Source organism: Flavobacterium algoritolerans (assembly GCF_030010385.1).
Taxonomy (GTDB): domain Bacteria; phylum Bacteroidota; class Bacteroidia; order Flavobacteriales; family Flavobacteriaceae; genus Flavobacterium; species Flavobacterium algoritolerans.
On the sequence record NZ_JASCRZ010000004.1, the window covers coordinates 207,699 to 228,381 of the forward strand.

Sequence of the window (20,683 nt, forward strand, 5' to 3'; positions counted from 1 at the left end):
ACGTAACATAAGGTATTATGAAAGAAATAAGAATAAAGAATTCAATTAAGCTTTTTGAAGTTGATAGCCTTTATGATCAACTTAATGAAAATTCATATAATAAAATTAACCTAAGACTTCCTCGAAATATTGAAAAATACTTCTTTAGTCTTGCTCCAAGTATAATTCAATTTGCAGCTACTTGGATAAGGTCTGAAAAGCGTGGTGAACTAATTATTGATCTTAATATTGATGATTTTCTTAGAGCCGAGAAATATTATGAGCATGAAATATTTTTTCCCATTATTTCTTTGGCTTGGAATGAGGTTACAATTTCGAACCCTTCAGGAAATAATTTACGTCCTTTTTTAAGACAATTTCAGAATAAGTTTATTTTAAAAATGCGCAAAGCTGAAGCTATGAAAGGGGAAAAATTATTGCTTCTTAATTTAGATCATTTTGATTCAGAAAGTGGTATTCTTAATTTTTTTGAACAAAATGGCTCATTTAATACCACAGAAGAAGATTTAGAAGTTATCCTTAAGAAACCTATCATAGATGATGTTATAAAGTACGGAAAAAGTAAAGCCGCAGTACAAAAAAAATTCAGTGATCTTACTGGAATTATTTTTGAACTAATGAAAAATACATTTGAATGGGGAAAGGAAAATGAATTGGGTAGACCATGGAATCCAAATATTAGGGGTTTATACATAAGGTCTTATAAAAAAACGCAGTTAAATATCTTAGACGATAATGCTTCGGATAAGATTATGACAAATTATTTTTCACATCCATCTTTAGAAACTAATGATTTGCAGCAGTTATTCTTTATTGAAATTTCAGTTTTTGATACTGGAAGCGGATTTATAAAGAAGTTTAATAATAAACATAATATTAAAGATGACTTCCAAATATTAAAAAGTTGTTTGATAAAACATCAGACTTCTTCAGTAGGCAATCTGGAAAATGATAAAGGTATCGGTCTAGATCGAATTTTGAGTTTGCTTGATGACCGTGGTTTTATTCGTATTAAGACAGATAAGTATTGTGTATATCGTAATATGATTAATGACCCATATAGACTTGCCGAAAATTTTAATCCAGATAAAATGCAAATATTTGATTGGAATACAGGGTCAGAAAAATTACTTTCTTTAAACAATTTATGCTCAGGAACTTTAGTCAGCGTTCTTTATCCAATTTCATTCACTAATAAAAACGAAGATGAATAGTTTCTATATATTTAATCTAGAATATAAAAAGCAGCTCAAAAAAGAAGGAAAGACGACTGCTACAGTAATATTTTGTGCTGATATTACAATCGACATATCTCAACTTCAAATTGAAATAAAAAATTTTTACTCTAAAGAATACCAGACAGATAAAACAATATTTATAGGAGGAGATTATATTGTTGATTTTGAAAAACAGATTATAGAAAATAGGCCAGCAATTTTTAAATATGTTCCAAAAATTGATAATAAAAGTTTTTATGATGATTTACATCTCTTATCATTTAATCATATTGGAGAGTTAAAAGAAGTTAGTAGTGTTAATTTAAAAGGGTTTAATTATTTAGAAAGTTTTAGTAAAAACTATTTGACTTTTGGAACTCAAAATTTTTTTTTAAATCATGAAGGTTTAGTTGAATCAATAGGAGACTCTCAGCATTATGTTTTTCCATCAGGAAAACATAGTCAACGTTTCTTAAGAACAGCTAATGTTCTTTTATATAGTTGCGAAATAACATTTTTGGCATTAGGGCTTTTAAAACAATTTAATAAAAAGAACTATAGGTATATATACTGTGATACATCTTCAATAAATTCTGTTGCTTTAGCAATGATTAATTTGGCTAATCGTTTTAAACCTTTAGGTGAACAAATGAATTATCCTATCAATAGCTTCAAGTCTTATGAAGGTTTGTATGATGAGAAATTTCAATTAAAACCAAATTCATTTATTCTTATTTCAGCATCAACATCTGGTAGTATTATTGAATATATTATAAAAAAACAAGCAGCTATTTCGAAAGAAGATGTAATCGTATTATTTTATCTTGAAAATAAAAATCCAAGTCAAATAACAAAAGAACAAGTTATTTGTAATCTTACTAAATCAGATAATAACCCGAAGGGTGTTGATCCATATAAAACATATACGGATGATAACTGTGATTTATGTAATAATGGATCTTTCCCAATAGAAGTTTCGGGTGATGTTTTTTTACTAGAAAAACCTAAAATAAATAGTATCGTAATTAATGGTGCAGATATAGCCATTCAAACTTCGGCTAAGTTTATGAATCAATTCATCTCTGACAAAAAGGAGGAAAGTGTTTTAAAAGTTAATTATAAAGATACTGATCAATCTTCTAGTCGTAAATATGAGATTTACATTGATTATTCAAAAATAATTCAAAATTTAGATAGATTTAAAGATCATCAAACTAAACTTGATGCATATATCGATCAGTTTGTTCCAAGCAATTTAAAATATATTGTTTTTTTAAATGATCATTCTTCTGAGTTGTTAGCTCATTACATCTTAAATAGGATAGAGCCTAATTATAAGAAAGAGAATATACCTCAAATGTTCAGTCAGAATAACTTTTCTTCAGTAGCTGAGAAACCATCAGGGAGTATTTTAATTGTTTCATCTTGCATTTCAAACGGGAAAAATTTACTTTATTTAAACAGGGCTCTAAGAGATAATAATTTACGAATTATTTTCTTTATTGGCATTAATAGAATTTCAAATACTGAAAGTAATAAATTTTTAAAAACAAATCTAAAATATGGTGATTATGGCCCCGAAAACAGTACATTCATTGAGGTAGAAACAATCGCTTGCTCTAATTTATCAGAGTCAAATTCATGGCAAAAAGAATTAGATTTTATTCAAAAATACTTAAAAGAGGTAGATAACCCCGAGGTATTTGAATTCCTTAGAGAACGAGAAAAATCTCTTGTTAATTGTGAATCTCAAGAAATAAAAGGTTTGTCAAAACACCTATTTCTCCCTAACTTATTCTCTGATAACAAAGAAATATTAGGAATTAGACGCAATTCTGCTTTTTTTGATAGAGTAGATTATGCAGAACATGCGTCACAATCAGATGTTTTTTTTAGCATTGCTTATGTTGTTAATCGACTTCGTAATTCTGGAAATCTCTCTCATATTTTAAAACAAAGTTCTTTTATAAGAAACCTTTTATCTCCATCTAACTTCAACCGTTTTAATGATGGTGTAATTCAAGCCAGTTTTCTTCGTTGCGCGAGAAACGAAGAAATGAATTATGCCATTGATTCGGCATTATCTAAAGAAATGAAAGATATACTAATTACGATATTTAAGTACCGAACAGAAGCTCAAGGCGAGGCTCTTTTAGAGTTTTTGTATGGAATGGCAATAGGTAAATTTACTTTAAAGAAAGACGACTTAAAAGCTGTGTTAGCAGAATTGAATAATGAAACTAATGAAATTATAATATTTTATAAAACAATAATAGAAAATAATACTAAAATTAAAGAAGAATAGTTGTTAAGTTGAATTTTAGAAAATTTAATTAACACTGGAAATAGAATCTAATATCTATGAAAACAGAAAAATATTTTAATAAATGAATAGCTACAAAGACTACGAAAAACAAGTATATAATTGGTTAATGACCAAACATAATCATAATAAAAATTTTACTTTTTCAGTAAGACAAAAGGCAAATAAAGGAGCTGAGTTAAACTATTTTATAGGTACGGAAAAATCTAGTTACTTTTCCACAACATTTTGGTTTATTCCAGTTGCTTATCCTGGTTCATCGTCAGATTTAATCAATCTTGTTTTCAAAATAAACAAAAATGAAATTACTTATCATATTCAATTTAACCAAACTAAAAATCCAGAAAACAAACAAAATCAATTAGCCCTTGATTTAATCAAAAATATTAGGTTAAAACTTGAAAGTTTTGGGGATAGATTTTCGAGAAGTGAAGACGCTCATAAAATGGAGTTTTCTCAAGTATCATCAAATAAACAATATATCAATTTTGAAAGCATGGTGTTTGATTTAGAAGATGATTTAGACAAAATTATTCCAATAGTCGATGCAGAAATTCAAAATAGTAAAGTTAAAGATAATTCATTTATAGCACATAGGTTTTCTACCGAAGAACAAAATAAAATGTTCAAAAAAATGGAAGAACGTTTTAAAAATTACAAAAATCATGATGTAGTTTTTGATTTAATCGACGACACTATTGAGGAAATTGTTGGTATTACATCAATAGAATTAAAACACCAACCACTCAATCAAATTCTTTATGGTCCTCCAGGAACTGGTAAAACATACAATACTGTTTTAGAAGCAGCTAAAATTGTTGCTGGTAATGAAAACATAAGCTATAGTGATGCTTTACAAGTATTTAATGAAAATTTAAACAATCAAATAGAATTCATAACCTTTCATCAAAACTATAGCTACGAAGATTTCATTCAAGGAATACGCCCTGATACTGAAAATGGCAAAGAACTTAGCTTTGAAAAGAAAGATGGTGTTTTTAAACGAATTGCCGATCGTGCATATAAAAATCTAGAAGCTTCAAAAAACCCAGCAACGGCCAAAAAAGAATTTGATATCGTTTTACAAGAACTAATTAAACCCCTGAATGATCTAGATGTTGTTGAACTCGAAATCAAAATGAAAAAGTCTAGTTTCTACCTTACAGAAATTGGAGAAAAATCAATTGAGTTCAGAAAAAACATTGGTGAATCTCAACATACATTGAGCATCAATACCTTGAGAAAGATGTACGAAAAGGGTGTTAACGATATTATTTTAGGAGGTTTGCAACCGTACTACAATCCTATTCTAGCATTGCTTTTAGAAAAAGGTAAAAGTCAGTTAGTAGCTGTTGAACGTAAAAATTACATCATCATCATCGATGAAATAAACCGTGCTAATATCTCCAGAGTTTTTGGGGAATTAATTACGCTCATTGAAGAAGACAAACGTTCTGATGGTAAAATCCCACTTCGTGTAACATTGCCTTCTGGAGATTCGTTTATTGTGCCTTCAAACTTGTATATCATTGGTACAATGAATACAGCAGATAAATCAATTGCATTATTAGATATTGCTTTAAGAAGACGTTTTGATTTTATTCCTATGTATCCTTTGTATGATGGCTTAGAAGAAAAGATATATGATACAAACAAACTTCAAAATATCAATGAAGCTATTTTAATTCGAAAAAGTCATGATTTTACCATAGGCCATGCTTATTTTATGGGTGATGGATATACATTAGAGAATACCATAAACAAAAAAGTAATTCCACTTTTACTAGAATATTTCATGAATGATGAAAAAGAAGTGACCGCTATATTACAAGCAGCTGCAATAACGATCGGTGGTTGGCCTTTAAAAATGCTGTCGTAGATGATTAATCTCTTTGAATATCAAAATAAAACAGACTTCCCTGAGGAGCATTTCGAAAATCTCGAAGTGTTCCTGGATGATATTTGGAATAAACGAGAAAAAGCAAGTTATTACAATGAGGATGAAAACCGTGAGGAGGTACAACACTTCTTGCAGTTTCTGCATAAAACAAATCAATTAAAATCCAATAAATATGTTGGTGTCATACATTTTGAAGATCAAACCATAAATCTTTTACCAAAAATCTTTTATGATGCATCAAAAGAAGCTTCGGTACATGATGTTAAAGCAATAAACGCACATATTTTGTGGTGGTTGAGTTATTGCAGAAAACTAAAATTTCCCAATTATCAAACTGGTCTTGGTAATGAACAGTCTGATTTTTTTGAAATATTAATTTATCTTTTTAGCAAATACACCAAAGAACTTTTGAGTTCCTCTATTTACCAAAAATATGTTGAAGTAGAAAGTGAACTTTCTTTTGTAAAAGGAAGGATTGATTTTGACAGTTATATTACTAATAATCTTTCCAGAGGAAGAAACCACAAAGTTAGTTGTGTGTTTGATTCTTTTGAGATGGACAACAACTTCAATCAATGTATTAAACAAGTTGCAAAATTATTAATATCTGCTACAAAAGATTCTCAGAACAAACGCAATTTATACGATATCCTTTTTCTTTTGGATGAAGTGAGTGATGTTGCCATTCCAGCGGATGAATGCAAAAGAATTTTATTCAATCCCATGTTTTCGAGTTTTGAAACCGTTAGGGATTATTGCGTATTATTTTTGGAAAATAGCATTTCCTTCAATTATAAAAATTCCTTAAAACTCTTCGCTTTTTTATTGCCAATGGAGTATGTTTTCGAAGATTTCCTTTTTGGCTTTATCGATAGAGAAATTGAAGGTGTAAATCCAAAAGGACAAGTAACAGGGAAGTATTTGGATGAAGCAAAAAATTTCGGATTGAAACCCGATTTGGTATTAGATCTAGGCGACAAAAAGATTATTGTCGACACCAAATACAAAATGGTATATGATGATTCTAATGATAATAAAAGAGGAATCGCACAACCTGATTTATATCAAATGCTGGCCTATGCTGTCCGATTTAATATAACTGATATCAAATTGTTTTACCCTAAAACTATTCTCTCAAATGGAGATACAAATCATAACTCAATTCAAATCAAAGATGCGCTTGCAGACAATACTTCTATAAATATTGAAGCATACAAATTGAGTATAATTGATAAGAATATTACTTCAGAATCATTGAAAGAGCGTAAGTTATTGTTTGATAATTTTGAGGAACTTAAATCAAAATTAAAAGAAGAGCTAGAAGAGGTTTTATTTGAGTAAATTTTCTTAATTTCATTTTGATTTTACTAACGATCAATCAAAATGGAAAAAGTAACTCTCACTCGCAAAGAACTACATAATTTAGTCTGGAAAGAAACGATGAGCGCCCTTTCAAAAAAATATGCTATATCAGATAATGGCTTTAGAAAACTTTGCATAAGGATGAATATTCCTATTCCAAGAAATGGATATTGGCAAAAAATCAATTTTAATAAATCCGTAATAATCGATAAACTTCCGATTGAATTTGAAGGAGAGGATAAAATACAACTTGAAATACGAAAAGAAGGATCTGAAGTTAATCTGGACCAATCTCCGGTAACAATTTTAACAAAACAAATTCTTGAAGACAAAAATGCTCCTTTAATTGTAAGTCAAACATTAGACAACCCAGACAAGTTAATTGTTGCTACAAAAAATTATTTTAGTAACAAGAAAAAGAAAAACTGGGATTATAAGAGAGGAGATAATATTCTATCCATTAGTGTTGAACCAGAAAATGAGGGAAGAGCACTTTGTTTTATGGATGCATTAATCAAATTAATTCAGTATCGAGGACATTCTATTAAAGTAATCAATAATGATACATTAACAATTATTAATGGTACTGAAATACCAATATACCTTCGAGAGACGAAAAAAAGAGTTTTTGATAGAAGCACTGGCTATGGTGACCAATATAAGTATATCCCTAATGGTGTATTTGCTTTAAAAACAGGAAAATGGTCAGGAGATAAAGAATGGAGGGATGGCAAATTAAAGCTAGAGGACCAGATAGGCAAAATTCTTGCAAAATTAGAAATTGATGCGCAAGAGATAAAAATAAAAGAAGAAGAGTCTCGACTTTGGAGATTAAAATATGATGAAGAATTAAGAATAAAACAGGAGTTAGAAAAAAGAAAACAAATTGAACTAACTAATTTTAAATTCCTACTGGCTAATGCAGAAAGATTAGATAAAGTAACTAAATTAAGAAATTATATTAAAACAGTTGAAGATAATGCTGTTGTAAATAATTATGATGATCCAGAACTTAGAAATTGGATAAATTGGGCAAAAGATAAAATTGATTGGTATGATCCTTTAGTAAGAAAAGAAGATGAATTATTAAATGATAAAGATATTAAGGAGCTAGAGGAGAAAAAGACGAACACTAATTATTATAGATAATGATTATTTTTTTCATAGAAAGTATAATAATCAAATTTATTGTAGATTAAGATAAAAACATATTCATATGCTAATCCAATATTGCTCTGACCTCCATTTAGAATTTTTAGACAACCGAAAATGGGTTTTGTCTAATCCTATCATTCCAAAAGGTGACATTCTAATATTAGCGGGTGATATTGTGCTTTTTAAAGAAATACACCAGCACCAAAAGTTCTTTGATTATGTGTCCAATCATTTTGAACAAACGTTTTGGATTCCCGGCAACCATGAATACTATAATTCAGATATTTCCAAAAGAAGTGGTTCTTTTGAGGAAAAAATCAGAGACAATGTAACTTTACTGAACAATACGGTGAAAACTATCAATGGAACGAGGCTAGTATTTTCAACCTTATGGTCACAAATTTCGGTAGAAAAACAGTTTTTAATTGAACAAAGCCTTTCGGATTTTAGAGTAATTCAAAAAAATGAAAAACGATTAATTGTCCAAGATTATAACCAGCTCCATCTGGAAAGTAGATCATTTTTAGAAGAAACATTCCAAACAAAAACAGATGCTCACACGGTTGTTATAACCCATCATCCACCTACATTTTTCAATTATCCAGAGAAATACGTCAACAGCAATATAAATGAAGCTTTTGGGACTGAAATGTCATCAGTTATTGAAAATAATGAAATAGACTACTGGATTTACGGTCACCATCATTGTAATGTGACTGATTTCACTATTGGCAAAACAAAATTGATTACTAACCAATTGGGATATGTAAAATACAATGAAAATAAAAATTTCAGAAATGATGCCGTATTTTCTACCTAATAAATTAAAGCCAATAACTTTTCCTTTCTAATTTTGCATTAAAAAATGGAAAATCCTTTTGAAATCATTTTAGAGAAATTAAACAATATTGAGAAAGCCATTGAAAAACTCAATATACCAACAAAAAACGACGATGAAATTTTGTTGTCTAGAGTTGAAACTTGTGAATTACTAAAAATTAACTTTTCTTCACTTTGGAAACATACCAAAAGCTGTAAACTAACCAGCTATGGGATTGGTAACAGAGTATATTATAAAAAAGGAGAAGTTTTGAGAAGCATTAAAAAATTGAATTAATAAAAATTTAAGGATACATACATTCAATATTAAAAATTTGAAATGGACTAAATTCTCTTTTTATTTTGCATTAAAAATGGAAAATCCTTTTGAAATTATTTTAGAAAAATTAAACAACGTAGAAAAAACCATTGAAAAGCTCAGTCTATCATCTCTTAATGATTCTAATACGTTATTATCAGTAGATGAAACTTGTGAACTCCTCAAAATTAAAAGAACTTCACTTTGGAAACATACTAGAACTGGAAGACTTACCAGCTATGGCTTTGGTAACCGAGTATACTATAAAAAAGAAGAAGTTCTAAAAAGCCTACTTAAGCTTTAAAAAGTGAGCTTACATAAAATGATTAGTGTATAAATTATATGAATTAACAGATGAAGAAATTACAAAATAAAGCTGGGTTAGACTATTCCTGTTATTAATAAAAAAAAGCCGTAATATGATTACGGCTTTTTAGCGACAGGCAAGGGAATCGAACCCTACACTCCCAAACTGGTGTTTCTTTTAAAATACATTTACATTCAAATTCTCATTGAAACAGAACCTGTCGAGTGGAAATGCCTGTCCGCCAAATTGAACTACCAAATGCTCTAAACTTGTTAAAATACTAGAAATCAACAAGTGTATGCTGATTTTAAAAATTGTTTTTCTCATACTCATTATGTTTTTATAACTTATAATACATTCTGACAGAACAACAACCAAAATTTCATGTAAATGCAAAGCCTCTAAAATAAAGAACCAATCAAGACTTTAATATCATAGAACCAATTTACTGTAAAATTTCATAATGTAAATACTTTTTATAAAGAAAATAATTAAGTTTGTAACTTATGAGAACAGAAGTCAATATTAATCCTAATATGCTTACTTGGGCAATTGCTCGAGCTGGATACGAATTACATGATTATTTGATAAAGTTTCCTAATGTTCAAAAATGGTTAGAAAACATCAAGAATCCTACCGTTAAACAATTAGAAGAATTTGCTAATAGGGTTCATATTCCTTTTGGTTATTTATTTCTCCCGGAGCCACCTACGGAAAGTATTCCGTTTCCTTTTTTCAGAACTGGAAATACAATCACTAATAAAGTGAGCTTAAATGTGTTCGACACAATACAGATTTTACAACGACGTCAAAATTGGATCACAGATTATTTAACAGAGAATGAACAAGAGCCATTATCTTTTGTCGGTAAATACAATGTAAACAATACCTTTGAAACAATTGTAGCAGATATAAGGAATACAATTGGTTTAGAGCCAAATTGGGCTAGTGAATTTCAAACTTTTGAAGAAACTTTAAGCTTTATTACAAACAAAATTGAAGAAATTGGAGTTTTTATAAACTTTAATGGGGTGGTTGAAAACAATACACATAGACCCATTAATGTTGACGAATGCAGGGGCTTTGTATTGGTAAACCAACATGCTCCATTTATGTTTATAAATGCAGCAGATGCTAAAGCAGCTCAATTATTTACTATTATACATGAATTAGCTCATATTTGGTTAGGTGAAAGTGCAGGCTTTGATAATCAAAACTTACTTCCAGCTAACGACCCAATAGAAAAATTATGTGATGCGGTAGCTGCCGAATTTCTTGTACCCGCTAAATCTCTAATTGATTTGTGGCAGAAAAAGCCAGGGATTGATTTTGCACGACGTTATTTCAAAGTAAGCCCCATAGTAATTGCAAGAAGAGCGATGGATTTAGGGCTAATTACAAGAGCTGAATTTTTTACATTTTATAATGGTTATATAGAAAGTTTTAAAAACAAAAAACAAAATCAAGGAAGTGGTGGCGATTTTTACGCTACCGCTAGAAAAAGAGTAAGTGTTAGTTTTGCAACTTATGTAAATCAAGCGGTTAATCAAAATAAATTACTGCATCGTGATGCATATAAAATAACAGGATTGAAAGGAGATACTTTTCAAAAGTTTGTAGCACAACACCTTCATTAATCCTATGGCAATTCCATTCTTACTTGATAGTAATTTTTTTATTGAAGCTCATAGAAATAGTTATCCATTTGATGTGTTCCCAAGTTTTTGGAATAAGGTTAAAGAATTAGCTCACGACGGACGAATCATCTCTATAGATAAAGTATTGAAAGAATTACATCTAAATAAAGATGAGTTATCGCAATGGTGTGCTGATAATCTACCAGCAGATTTTTTTAAAGATACAACTACCGTTATGCCTAATTATACCTTGCTGATCAACTGGGTTTATTCAAAATCAGCACAATACTCACAGTCAGCTATAAGCGAATTTCTTGATGCTGATGAAGCGGATGCTTGGTTAATTGCTTACGCTATGACAAATAAAAACGAGCTAATTACCCACGAAGTTAGCAGTCCAAACAGTAAGAATAAAGTGAAGATGCCTGATGCCGCAATACCTTTCAACGTAAATTGTATAAAGACAATAGAAATGTTTAGAATACTTGGGGAACAGTTTTAAAAAAAATAAATTATATTCTCGGCAAAGTTTCGGCAAAATTAGAAACAAAAAATCCCTAAAACATTGATTATAAACGTTTTAGGGGTTTTTAAAGTGCGGATAATAGGACTCGAACCTACACGCCTTGCGGCACCAGATCCTAAGTCTGGCATGTCTACCAATTTCACCATATCCGCGCAATTGTGGGTGCAAAGATAAACATAACTTCCAATTTTCAAAGTAAATTTGACAAAAAATATTCATACTCTTTTTTGTACTTTTGAAATATAAACAAAATTCAAATAATGGAAAATATTAAAGCATACGTTCAAGAACACAAAGATCGCTTTATCAACGAGTTAGTCGAATTATTAAAAATTCCATCCGTAAGTGCCGACACAGCTTATTCGCATGATGTTTTTGAAACAGCAGATGCCGTAAAAGCAAGTTTAGAAAAAGCAGGCTGTGATTTTGTTGAAATTTGTGAAACTCCGGGTTATCCAATCGTTTATGGGGAGAAAATCATAGACAAATCATTACCAACCGTTTTAGTATACGGACATTATGATGTTCAACCACCAGACCCAATGGAATTGTGGACTTCTCCTCCCTTTGAGCCTGTAATCAAGAAAACAGAAATTCATCCCGAAGGCGCTATTTTTGCCCGTGGATCTTGTGATGACAAAGGCCAAATGTACATGCACGTAAAAGCATTGGAATATATGGTTCAGTCAAACACTTTGCCTTGTAATGTAAAATTCATGATTGAAGGCGAAGAGGAAATTGGCTCCAAAAGTTTGAGTTGGTTTGTAGAACGCAATCAGGAAAAACTAAAAAACGATGTGATTTTAATTTCGGATACCGGAATGATTTCAAATCAGCAACCCTCAATCACAACCGGATTACGTGGGTTAAGTTATGTAGAAGTGGAAGTTACGGGACCAAACCGTGATTTGCATTCTGGACTTTATGGTGGTGCTGTTGCCAATCCAATCAATGCTTTGGCTAAAATGATTGCGTCACTTCATGATGAAAACAACCACATTACCATTCCTGGTTTCTATGATAATGTAGTAGAATTATCACTTGAAGAAAGAGCTGAAATGGCCAAAGCACCTTTCAATTTAGACAATTACAAAAAAGCATTGGACCTCAATGACGTTTATGGCGAAAGCGGTTATGTAACTAACGAAAGAAATTCTATTCGCCCTACGCTAGATGTCAACGGAATTTGGGGTGGTTACACAGGAGAAGGTGCTAAAACAGTGATTGCCAGCAAAGCTTTCGCTAAAATCTCGATGCGTTTGGTTCCAAATCAAGATTGGGAGGAAATCACCGAACTTTTCACAAAACACTTCACAAGCCTTGCTCCTGCTGGCGTTACCGTAAAAGTAAAACCACATCATGGTGGACAAGGTTATGTAACCCCTATAGACAGCATTGGCTATAAAGCCGCAAATATGGCATACACCGAAACCTTTGGCGTTCCCGCAATTCCAGTACGTTCAGGAGGAAGTATTCCTATCGTAGCATTATTCGAAAAAGAACTGAAAAGCAAGACTATTCTAATGGGATTTGGTCTGGACAGCGATGCCATTCACTCGCCAAACGAACATTTCGGAATCTTCAATTACCTAAAAGGAATTGAAACCATTCCGTTGTTTTACAAATATTTCGTGGAGTTGTCAAAATAAATTCCTTTCATTAAATACTATATCCGCTCTACACAGAGCGGATTTTTTTTGGGGCGTTCCTACGCTTCCACTATTGTTCCAGCGTGGTCAGGCTGTACGCTCTCAATCTTTTTATTTTTAAAAACAAAAAATAAAAAGGATTTCCACTTCCATCCTTAACGCAAACCGCTGACAACCAGAATATTTTTTTCTTTAAAATTTGTTTATTTGATTTTATATTCTACATTTGTAGAGCAAACTCTATTTTCGTAGAACAAAATCATTTTATGCGACAAACTGTAATTGTAATAGGCTTGGTATTTTTATTATTTGGTTGCAAAACCAATCAAATGAAAAATAAACTTAGAGAAGGACTTTGGATTGAACAATACACACAAGACAGTTCCCATTATAAATCGGTTGGGAAATATCGAAAAGGTGATCCCATAAAAAAATGGAGTTATTACTTAAATGGTAAAATCATTAAAAGAGAAAAATACAAAGACAACATCTGCAACACTACTTTTTATCATAAAAATGGAAAAATAGAGTCCAAAGGAAAAACAAAAATGGAAACGAGCGATAAGTACGCGCATTGGTTTTATTTTGGTGACTGGAACTTCTTTAATGAAGATGGAAAACTAATAACGATAAAGAAATACAATAACGGGGAATCACTTTCCAAAATAGAAACTAAATAAACATGCAACAACTAACTAACGCCGAAGAACAAGTAATGGAACACCTTTGGAAACTCGAGAAAGCTTTCATGAAAGACTTGCTCGAAGCTTATCCAAAACCAAAACCGGCTACCACAACTGTAGCTACTTTATTGAAAAGAATGATCGACAAGCAATTTGTAGCCTACAGGGAGTTTGGGAACTCTCGGGAATATTATCCTTTGGTAAAAAAGACCGATTATTTCTCGAAACATGTAAACGGATTGATTAGTAATTTCTTCAACAATTCGGCATCGCAATTTGCTTCCTTCTTTACCACCGAAACTAATTTATCGCAAACGGAACTGGAAGATCTCAAAAAAATAATAGACAGTGAAATTCTAAAAAAGAAAAAATGAGTGACTTTCTAATCAAATCGACAATTACTTTATTCGTGCTACTGGCAGTGTATTATTTGTTTTTGGAAAAAGAAAAAATTCACGTTTTCAATAGGTTTTACTTGTTGTTCAGTCTTGTCTTTTCGATGGTGATTCCATTCATAACTATTGAAGTAATTGAGGAAATAGCACAACCTGCAGTCAATCCGGGAAATATCCAGATACTGCAAGGAAGCGCAGTACTACTAGAGGAAACAAACTATTTGGCAATAGGATTATGGAGTTTGTATGCTGTAGTAACACTCGTTTTGGCGGTACGCTTTTTCAGTAATATCATCAAGATCTCGTCTAAAATGAAATCGAACACACCAATTGCCTACAGAAATGCCAAATTAATTTTGGTACCCGAAAAAACGTTGCCGCACACTTTTCTGAATACGATTTTCATCAACGAAACGGAATACAACAACCGTCAAATTGAAGCTGAATTGTACACACACGAACTTACGCATGTAACCCAAAAACACACCTTGGATATTTTATTCATCGAAATGTTGAAAACCGTTTTTTGGTTCAACCCCATTTTTATTTTTTACAAAAAAGCCATACAACTCAACCACGAATTTCTTGCCGATGAGAAAGTAGTGAACTCCTATAACAATGTTCCGTTTTATCAATCTTTATTATTATCGAAAGCGAACGAGAACCAAACTTTTTACTTGGCCAGTAATTTGAATTATTTAATAACTAAAAAACGATTACTTATGATGACAAAAACCACATCAAAAACAGAAGCTTTATTAAAAAAAGTAATGCTAATCCCTGCAGTAACTGCCTTATTGTTTTTATTGTGTACGAAAGTCGTTGCGCAAGAAACCAATGTAAAAAAAGAAACTACTCCTAAAAAATCTGAGAATTTAATTAAAACGTATTACGACAAAACTACTTTTAAAATCAAAGATGAAAAAGGAAAGGTTGCCAGCGAAAAAAAATACAATGAACTAACTCCTGTAGAAAAGAGAGCTATACCTTCTATCCTATCCAAGCAAAAAGAATTGCCTACAAACGAGGAACTTCTGGGGATTTTAAGTAAAGGAGCTCCTGAAGTGATTGAAATTGATGCCTACGATTCTGAAAATCAGTTTGTCCAAAAAGGGGAAAATGAAATCTACAATACTGCTGGAATAACCGAAAAACCAGATTTCCCGGGGGGAATGATGAAATTCTATCAATTTGTCGGCAATAATTTTAAAACTCCAGAACAACCTAACTTAAAAGGAAAAGTATACATCACCTTTATAATAGAAAAAGACGGCAGTTTAAGCGATATAAAAAACATACGAGATATTGGTTTTGGAACCGGTGACGAAGCCATACGTGTTTTGAAAATATGCCCGAAATGGATTCCCGGAAAAATGAACGGAGTTCCTGTTAGAGTAATGTATAGCTTACCAATAACTATTCAATCTGGAAAGGCGTAATTGTAAAAAAACAAATCCGCTTCAAAAGAAGCGGATTTATCAAACTAAAAATCTAAAAAAACTACTAACTAAACTCTTTATCAGGATTGTATCCTAAATACGCCATGGATTGTTCCTTGAAAACAACACCATATTCTTCTAATTCTTTCAAAATAGGCACATAGACTTCTTTACGAATAGGCAATTGAACTCCCGGAGTCGTAATTTTACCATTCAATATTAATAAAGTCGCCATGGCAACAGGCAAACCCACTGTTTTTGCCATAGCCGTATACGTTTGATCGTCACCAATACAAACCATTTTTGAATCTATTTGTTCTTTCTTGCCATTTAATTCGTATCCAAATTTATGATACATGACAATCATATCTTTATCTTTAGGTTGAAGTGTCCAGCTATCACTAAGTATTTTCTCTAAAATTTGAGCCGGAGTAGCATTCTTCAATCCTACTTTTTTATCCCGATTGAACAAATCTAATTCTAACAATTTATCCCACATGATATCATCTTGGTCAATTTTTAGAATCAAACGCGTTTTAATTTCTACAGAATCTGTTGGATGATATGGTAAAAAAGAATTTACAAATTCTCTATAACTCATGTTTTCAGAATCTTCCATGATGTAACTATCATCCGTCATTCCTAACTGAACAAACATATTCCAAGCTTTAGAAAAACCAACTCTCCGAATCGTCCCCCTATATAAAGTAAGTACATTATCTAAACCATAAACACTTCTATATTTTAGGGAATCCCGATTCGAATACGCTTCAAATCGACCATAACCTTCAACATCCAAAAACTCTGTTCTACGGAATAAATTACAATACGGAATGTATTTATAAGTTCCCTCTTGAATAAATTTGGCAGCGCCACCTTGACCGGCAAGAACTACATTACGTGGTGCCCAGGTAAATTTGTAATTCCAAAGATTCGTATCGGATTCTGGAGCTACAAGACCTCCACAAAAAGATTCAAAAAGAAGCATTTCTCCACCTTTTTCTTTAATCTCATCAATCACTTTCATTGCACTCATGTGGTCAATTCCAGGATCAAGTCCAATTTCATTCATGAAAATCAGATTATTCTCTTTGGCTGCAGCATCTAATTCCTGCATGGCATCACTCACGTAGGAAGCGGTAACCAAATGCTTTTTGTAAACAATACAATCCTTAGCTACCTCAATATGCAAATGAGCCGGCAACATTGAAATAACAATAGTAGCTTTCTGAATCGCTTCTTTTCTTTGATTTTCATCAAAAATATTTAAGGCAATCGCCGTTGCATTGGGATGATTATTTGTCTTTTTTTGAGCTAATGCCAATGACAAATCACCAATAACAACATGCAGATTCTCTTTTTCAGATTTATTTAGAAGATACTGTATCAAAGACGAAGCTGATCTTCCTGCCCCGATGATTAAAATTGTTCTCATTTTTTATAATTATAACACAAACATACAAAATTGTTGTATTTATAACAAATAGCATTGTTAAAATTTTTCATAAATGGCAAAAAATTCAATACCTGCTAAACCAATCTCTATTTAAAGTATCTCATAAAACACTTTTAATTTAAGCATAGATGAGATACTTTTGTAATAAAACAAAATCAACATGGATAAAAAGATAATTTCAACAGGAGCTATTTTAGGAATGATTGCAATAATTCTTGGTGCTTTTGGCGCACATGCCCTAAAAAAAGTACTGTCTATGGAACAATTAGCTACTTTTGAAACCGGTGTGCGCTACCAAATGTACCATGCCTTGTTTTTATTGTTTATTGGACTAATGAAAGACATCCCTCAAAAAGCAAAAAAAGCAATCTATTTTTTGGTTCTTTTTGGTGTAATTTTATTCTCTGGATCAATTTATCTATTAGCGACAAACAATCTTACTTTTTTTGATTTTAAAATTATAGGATTCGTTACTCCTATTGGCGGACTCCTATTAATACTGGGCTGGGGCATTTTATTGATGAATATTATGAATAAAAAATCACAAAATTAGAAGAATCAAAGGCTATCTAAAATATAATTTCTACTTTTGCTGTCTATAAAAAAGAAACTACACAACAATAAATTTATGGACAATAACACGCTTTTCTCGCAATCGATTTCGTTAAAAGAATTAGGAATTGAAAATGCAAAAATTCATTACCAGTTATCCCCTGAAGAATTACACGACATAACCATAAAATTAGGTCAAGGAATTGAAAGCTCAACCGGTGCATTAGCAGTAAATACAGGCGAATATACTGGCCGTTCTCCTCAAGACCGATATATAGTAAAAGACAGCATCAGTGAAAATCAAGTTTGGTGGGGAAAAGTAAATATCCCTTTTGAATCAGATGCTTTTGAAGCACTTTATAATAAAGTAACCTCCTATTTGTCCAACAAAGAGGTTTATGTAAGAGATTCATACGTATGTTCTGATCCAAATTACAGATTAAATATTCGCGTAATCACAGAAACTCCTTGGGCAAATTTATTTTGTTACAATATGTTTTTGAGACCAGAAATGGACGAATTAGCAAACTTCGACCCAGAATGGACTTTACTTTGCGTACCTAGCTTTATGGCAGATCCTGCTATAGACGGAACTCGTCAAAGCAATTTTGCAATTCTTGACTTTACAAGAAAAGTAGTTTTGATAGGCGGAACTGGATATACCGGGGAAATGAAAAAAGGAATTTTCTCAGCATTGAATTTCATTTTACCAGTTTTCAAAAACACGTTACCAATGCACTGTAGCGCCAATGTTGGAAAAGACGGAGATACTGCTATTTTCTTTGGATTATCAGGAACCGGAAAAACAACTTTATCTGCGGATCCAAACAGAAAATTAATTGGTGATGATGAACATGGGTGGACTAATGAAAATACAGTTTTCAACTTTGAAGGCGGTTGTTATGCAAAAGTCATAAACCTTTCTGAAGAAAACGAACCAGATATTTTTAGAGCTATAAAAAAAGGAGCAATCCTAGAAAATGTAGTCCTAAATAAAGACACTAATGAAGTTGATTTTGAAGATATTTCAATCACACAAAACACCAGAGTAAGCTATCCTATTTACCATATTGATAACATTCAACCTGGCTCTATTGGAAAAAATCCAAAGAATATATTTTTCTTAACTGCCGATTCATTTGGAATATTACCTCCAATCTCTAAACTTACTCCGGGGCAGGCTGCCTATCACTTTATTTCTGGTTACACGGCAAAAGTTGCAGGAACAGAAGCTGGAATTACAGAACCTCAGCCTAATTTTTCGGCTTGTTTTGGCGCACCATTTATGCCTTTGCACCCAACAAAATATGCTGAAATGTTGAGTAAAAAAATGAAAGATGCCAATGTAAAAGTTTGGTTAATCAATACGGGTTGGACAGGCGGTCCTTACGGTATAGGAAGCCGAATGAAATTAAAATACACACGTGCTATGATTACCGCTGCATTAAACGGAGAATTAGACGATGTGGCTTACGAAAATCACAAAGTATTTGGAATTGCAAAACCGCAAACCTGTCCAAATGTTCCTAGTGAAATATTAAATCCAAGAAATACGTGGGAAGACCCTGAACTATACGATAAAAAAGCGGTGGAATTAGCTCAAAAATTCAAAGCTAACTTCGCCAAATTTGAAGAATTTGCCAACGCCGAAATTATGGCAGGAGCACCATTAGCTTAAGTTAATATTAATTCAAAACCAATAGAGCCGTTCGTAAAGAGGGGCTCTATTTTTATATATAAAATCGTTAATTAAAAACATATCAACTATTTATACCAATATTGATTTTTTGGCGTTAAATTTGTAATCATCAATCAATCAAAAAAATCAATCATGTTAAAACAATTTTTCATCCTTTGTTCTGGAGCCGACAAAGACCTTCTTGAAGGCTGTTCCGAAGGCGAACAAACCAAATACGTCGGTATTGGCGCCACTGTTTTCTTTACCGCAGTCATGGCTTTTCTTGCCAGTTCTTACGCACTATTTACCGTTTTTGACAGTATATATCCCGCAATCGCTTTTGGTATCGTTTGGAGTTTACTTATTTTTAATTTGGACCGTTTTATTGTTTCCACTATTCGAAAAAGAGACCAATTTGGAAGTGAATTTCTGCAGGCAACTCCCCGAATTATTTTAGCGGTAATCATTGCAATAGTGATCTCAAAACCATTGGAAATTAAAATTTTCGAAAAGGAAATCAATACCGTTTTATTGAAAGAGAAAAATGCCATGGCTTTGAATAACAAAAAGGAAGTGGCGAATTATTTCAAGTCCGATTTAGACAAAAACAAAGCTGAAATAGCAGGTTTGAAATCGGAAATCACTAAGAAAGAAAAAGAAGTCAATACACTTTACGAAACGTACATCACAGAGGCCGAAGGAACTGCAGGAACCAAAAAATTCGGCAAAGGCCCTGTTTTTAAAGAAAAAATTGCCAAACATGATTTGGCCAAAAAAGAATTGGACACCTTACAAAAAACCAACTTGGCTAAAATTGCTGAAATGGAGAAAAACACTAAAACTCTACAAACCGATTTAGACAAGAAAGTTACCGAAACACAGCCTATTATTGATGGATTTGACGGTTTAATGGCACGAATCAACGCCTTGGATAAATTACCTTGGCTTCCTTCGTTTTTTATTATGCTCTTGTTTTTAGCCATTGAAACTTCTCCTATTATTGCCAAATTACTTTCTCCAAAAGGTGAATACGATTATAAATTAGAAGATTTAGAAACGGCTTTAAAAGCTACAATTGAACAAGACAAATACCAACGCACTTTGTTAGTAAAAACTAGTGCAACGATGCACGATAAAGTCTACGGAGATATTGCTGATGACAAGAAATTATATGATTTGCAACGAAAAAATGCTACTGATTTATTAGAATTACAATCCAATAATTTTGTAGAAAAACAGAAAAGAACTTTATAATAAAAACAAAAC

19 protein-coding genes and 1 tRNA gene are annotated in these 20,683 nt (G+C 31.9%); 17 read left to right on the forward strand and 3 right to left on the reverse strand.

Features of this window, described 5'->3' with window-relative positions:
- Positions 1 to 17: 17 nt before the first annotated feature.
- From QLS65_RS10645 to QLS65_RS10680, 8 genes are all read left to right on the forward strand, one after another.
- Positions 18 to 1,214 carry a hypothetical protein gene (locus QLS65_RS10645; RefSeq protein ID WP_282717533.1) on the forward strand — a complete coding sequence of 399 codons (1,197 nt, stop codon included), beginning with the start codon at positions 18 to 20 and terminating at the stop codon, positions 1,212 to 1,214.
- Positions 1,207 to 3,522: a hypothetical protein gene (locus tag QLS65_RS10650; RefSeq protein WP_282717535.1), complete on the forward strand. Its 2,316-nt coding sequence runs from the start codon at positions 1,207 to 1,209 to the stop codon at positions 3,520 to 3,522. Before QLS65_RS10645 ends, QLS65_RS10650 begins: the two co-directional genes overlap by 8 nt.
- A gap of 82 nt (positions 3,523 to 3,604) precedes the next feature.
- On the forward strand, positions 3,605 to 5,419 hold the full coding sequence (locus QLS65_RS10655) for an McrB family protein (RefSeq protein ID WP_282717537.1): 1,815 nt from the start codon (positions 3,605 to 3,607) through the stop codon (positions 5,417 to 5,419).
- Complete coding sequence (locus tag QLS65_RS10660) at positions 5,420 to 6,781, forward strand: McrC family protein (RefSeq protein ID WP_282717539.1); 1,362 nt, start codon at positions 5,420 to 5,422, stop codon at positions 6,779 to 6,781. It begins immediately after the preceding gene.
- A 42-nt stretch (positions 6,782 to 6,823) separates the two neighbouring features.
- On the forward strand, positions 6,824 to 7,951 hold the full coding sequence (locus QLS65_RS10665) for a hypothetical protein (protein ID WP_282717540.1): 1,128 nt from the start codon (positions 6,824 to 6,826) through the stop codon (positions 7,949 to 7,951).
- A gap of 67 nt (positions 7,952 to 8,018) precedes the next feature.
- Positions 8,019 to 8,777, forward strand: a complete 759-nt coding sequence (locus QLS65_RS10670) for a metallophosphoesterase (protein ID WP_282717541.1) — start codon at positions 8,019 to 8,021, stop codon at positions 8,775 to 8,777.
- A 45-nt stretch (positions 8,778 to 8,822) separates the two neighbouring features.
- Positions 8,823 to 9,074 carry a MerR family transcriptional regulator gene (locus tag QLS65_RS10675; RefSeq protein ID WP_282717542.1) on the forward strand — a complete coding sequence of 84 codons (252 nt, stop codon included), beginning with the start codon at positions 8,823 to 8,825 and terminating at the stop codon, positions 9,072 to 9,074.
- Positions 9,075 to 9,150: 76 nt separating this feature from the next.
- The gene (locus QLS65_RS10680) at positions 9,151 to 9,399 is read left to right on the forward strand and encodes a helix-turn-helix domain-containing protein (RefSeq protein ID WP_282717543.1); all 249 of its coding nucleotides are present in this window, start codon (positions 9,151 to 9,153) and stop codon (positions 9,397 to 9,399) included.
- A 180-nt stretch (positions 9,400 to 9,579) separates the two neighbouring features.
- Here QLS65_RS10680 and QLS65_RS10685 read toward each other — a convergent pair whose 3' ends face one another.
- The gene (locus QLS65_RS10685) at positions 9,580 to 9,729 is read right to left on the reverse strand and encodes a hypothetical protein (RefSeq protein WP_282717545.1); all 150 of its coding nucleotides are present in this window, start codon (positions 9,727 to 9,729) and stop codon (positions 9,580 to 9,582) included.
- A gap of 179 nt (positions 9,730 to 9,908) precedes the next feature.
- Here QLS65_RS10685 and QLS65_RS10690 point away from each other — a divergent pair, with 179 nt between their 5' ends.
- Both QLS65_RS10690 and QLS65_RS10695 read left to right on the forward strand, forming a co-directional pair.
- Complete coding sequence (locus QLS65_RS10690; protein WP_282717547.1) at positions 9,909 to 11,039, forward strand: ImmA/IrrE family metallo-endopeptidase; 1,131 nt, start codon at positions 9,909 to 9,911, stop codon at positions 11,037 to 11,039.
- Between the two features lie 4 nt (positions 11,040 to 11,043).
- Positions 11,044 to 11,541 (forward strand): DUF4411 family protein, encoded by a 498-nt coding sequence (locus QLS65_RS10695; RefSeq protein ID WP_282717548.1) that lies wholly within the window; start codon positions 11,044 to 11,046, stop codon positions 11,539 to 11,541.
- Positions 11,542 to 11,635: 94 nt separating this feature from the next.
- On the opposite strand, the gene QLS65_RS10700 is transcribed toward QLS65_RS10695, so the two are convergent.
- Positions 11,636 to 11,717: transfer RNA gene (locus tag QLS65_RS10700), tRNA-Leu, on the reverse strand.
- A 108-nt stretch (positions 11,718 to 11,825) separates the two neighbouring features.
- Between QLS65_RS10700 and QLS65_RS10705 the strand changes: the two genes are divergently transcribed.
- From QLS65_RS10705 to QLS65_RS10720, 4 genes are all read left to right on the forward strand, one after another.
- Positions 11,826 to 13,214, forward strand: a complete 1,389-nt coding sequence (locus QLS65_RS10705; RefSeq protein WP_282717550.1) for a dipeptidase — start codon at positions 11,826 to 11,828, stop codon at positions 13,212 to 13,214.
- A gap of 329 nt (positions 13,215 to 13,543) precedes the next feature.
- Complete coding sequence (locus QLS65_RS10710) at positions 13,544 to 13,894, forward strand: hypothetical protein (protein ID WP_282717551.1); 351 nt, start codon at positions 13,544 to 13,546, stop codon at positions 13,892 to 13,894.
- 2 nt (positions 13,895 to 13,896) lie between these two features.
- Complete coding sequence (locus QLS65_RS10715) at positions 13,897 to 14,271, forward strand: BlaI/MecI/CopY family transcriptional regulator (RefSeq protein WP_282717553.1); 375 nt, start codon at positions 13,897 to 13,899, stop codon at positions 14,269 to 14,271.
- Positions 14,268 to 15,731, forward strand: a complete 1,464-nt coding sequence (locus tag QLS65_RS10720; protein WP_282717555.1) for a M56 family metallopeptidase — start codon at positions 14,268 to 14,270, stop codon at positions 15,729 to 15,731. Before QLS65_RS10715 ends, QLS65_RS10720 begins: the two co-directional genes overlap by 4 nt.
- 64 nt (positions 15,732 to 15,795) lie before the next feature.
- Here QLS65_RS10720 and QLS65_RS10725 read toward each other — a convergent pair whose 3' ends face one another.
- Complete coding sequence (locus QLS65_RS10725; protein WP_282717557.1) at positions 15,796 to 17,166, reverse strand: saccharopine dehydrogenase family protein; 1,371 nt, start codon at positions 17,164 to 17,166, stop codon at positions 15,796 to 15,798.
- A gap of 181 nt (positions 17,167 to 17,347) precedes the next feature.
- Between QLS65_RS10725 and QLS65_RS10730 the strand changes: the two genes are divergently transcribed.
- From QLS65_RS10730 to QLS65_RS10740, 3 genes are all read left to right on the forward strand, one after another.
- A complete protein-coding gene (locus tag QLS65_RS10730) occupies positions 17,348 to 17,740 on the forward strand; it encodes a DUF423 domain-containing protein (protein WP_282717559.1) in 393 nt (130 codons plus the stop codon).
- A 75-nt stretch (positions 17,741 to 17,815) separates the two neighbouring features.
- The gene (gene pckA, locus QLS65_RS10735; RefSeq protein ID WP_282717561.1) at positions 17,816 to 19,417 is read left to right on the forward strand and encodes a phosphoenolpyruvate carboxykinase (ATP); all 1,602 of its coding nucleotides are present in this window, start codon (positions 17,816 to 17,818) and stop codon (positions 19,415 to 19,417) included.
- A 153-nt stretch (positions 19,418 to 19,570) separates the two neighbouring features.
- Positions 19,571 to 20,671 carry a DUF4407 domain-containing protein gene (locus tag QLS65_RS10740; RefSeq protein ID WP_282713214.1) on the forward strand — a complete coding sequence of 367 codons (1,101 nt, stop codon included), beginning with the start codon at positions 19,571 to 19,573 and terminating at the stop codon, positions 20,669 to 20,671.
- Positions 20,672 to 20,683: the final 12 nt, after the last annotated feature.

What these genes read in the sequence shown, in the direction of transcription:
- QLS65_RS10645 (WP_282717533.1), top strand. Translation starts at nt 18, where the DNA reads ATGAAAGAAATAAGAATAAAGAATTCAATTAAGCTTTTTGAAGTTGAT.
- QLS65_RS10650 (WP_282717535.1), top strand. Translation starts at nt 1,207, where the DNA reads ATGAATAGTTTCTATATATTTAATCTAGAATATAAAAAGCAGCTCAAA.
- QLS65_RS10655 (WP_282717537.1), top strand. Translation starts at nt 3,605, where the DNA reads ATGAATAGCTACAAAGACTACGAAAAACAAGTATATAATTGGTTAATG.
- QLS65_RS10660 (WP_282717539.1), top strand. Translation starts at nt 5,420, where the DNA reads ATGATTAATCTCTTTGAATATCAAAATAAAACAGACTTCCCTGAGGAG.
- QLS65_RS10665 (WP_282717540.1), top strand. Translation starts at nt 6,824, where the DNA reads ATGGAAAAAGTAACTCTCACTCGCAAAGAACTACATAATTTAGTCTGG.
- QLS65_RS10670 (WP_282717541.1), top strand. Translation starts at nt 8,019, where the DNA reads ATGCTAATCCAATATTGCTCTGACCTCCATTTAGAATTTTTAGACAAC.
- QLS65_RS10675 (WP_282717542.1), top strand. Translation starts at nt 8,823, where the DNA reads ATGGAAAATCCTTTTGAAATCATTTTAGAGAAATTAAACAATATTGAG.
- QLS65_RS10680 (WP_282717543.1), top strand. Translation starts at nt 9,151, where the DNA reads ATGGAAAATCCTTTTGAAATTATTTTAGAAAAATTAAACAACGTAGAA.
- QLS65_RS10685 (WP_282717545.1), bottom strand. Translation starts at nt 9,729, where the DNA reads ATGAGAAAAACAATTTTTAAAATCAGCATACACTTGTTGATTTCTAGT.
- QLS65_RS10690 (WP_282717547.1), top strand. Translation starts at nt 9,909, where the DNA reads ATGAGAACAGAAGTCAATATTAATCCTAATATGCTTACTTGGGCAATT.
- QLS65_RS10695 (WP_282717548.1), top strand. Translation starts at nt 11,044, where the DNA reads ATGGCAATTCCATTCTTACTTGATAGTAATTTTTTTATTGAAGCTCAT.
- QLS65_RS10705 (WP_282717550.1), top strand. Translation starts at nt 11,826, where the DNA reads ATGGAAAATATTAAAGCATACGTTCAAGAACACAAAGATCGCTTTATC.
- QLS65_RS10710 (WP_282717551.1), top strand. Translation starts at nt 13,544, where the DNA reads ATGAAAAATAAACTTAGAGAAGGACTTTGGATTGAACAATACACACAA.
- QLS65_RS10715 (WP_282717553.1), top strand. Translation starts at nt 13,897, where the DNA reads ATGCAACAACTAACTAACGCCGAAGAACAAGTAATGGAACACCTTTGG.
- QLS65_RS10720 (WP_282717555.1), top strand. Translation starts at nt 14,268, where the DNA reads ATGAGTGACTTTCTAATCAAATCGACAATTACTTTATTCGTGCTACTG.
- QLS65_RS10725 (WP_282717557.1), bottom strand. Translation starts at nt 17,166, where the DNA reads ATGAGAACAATTTTAATCATCGGGGCAGGAAGATCAGCTTCGTCTTTG.
- QLS65_RS10730 (WP_282717559.1), top strand. Translation starts at nt 17,348, where the DNA reads ATGGATAAAAAGATAATTTCAACAGGAGCTATTTTAGGAATGATTGCA.
- pckA (WP_282717561.1), top strand. Translation starts at nt 17,816, where the DNA reads ATGGACAATAACACGCTTTTCTCGCAATCGATTTCGTTAAAAGAATTA.
- QLS65_RS10740 (WP_282713214.1), top strand. Translation starts at nt 19,571, where the DNA reads ATGTTAAAACAATTTTTCATCCTTTGTTCTGGAGCCGACAAAGACCTT.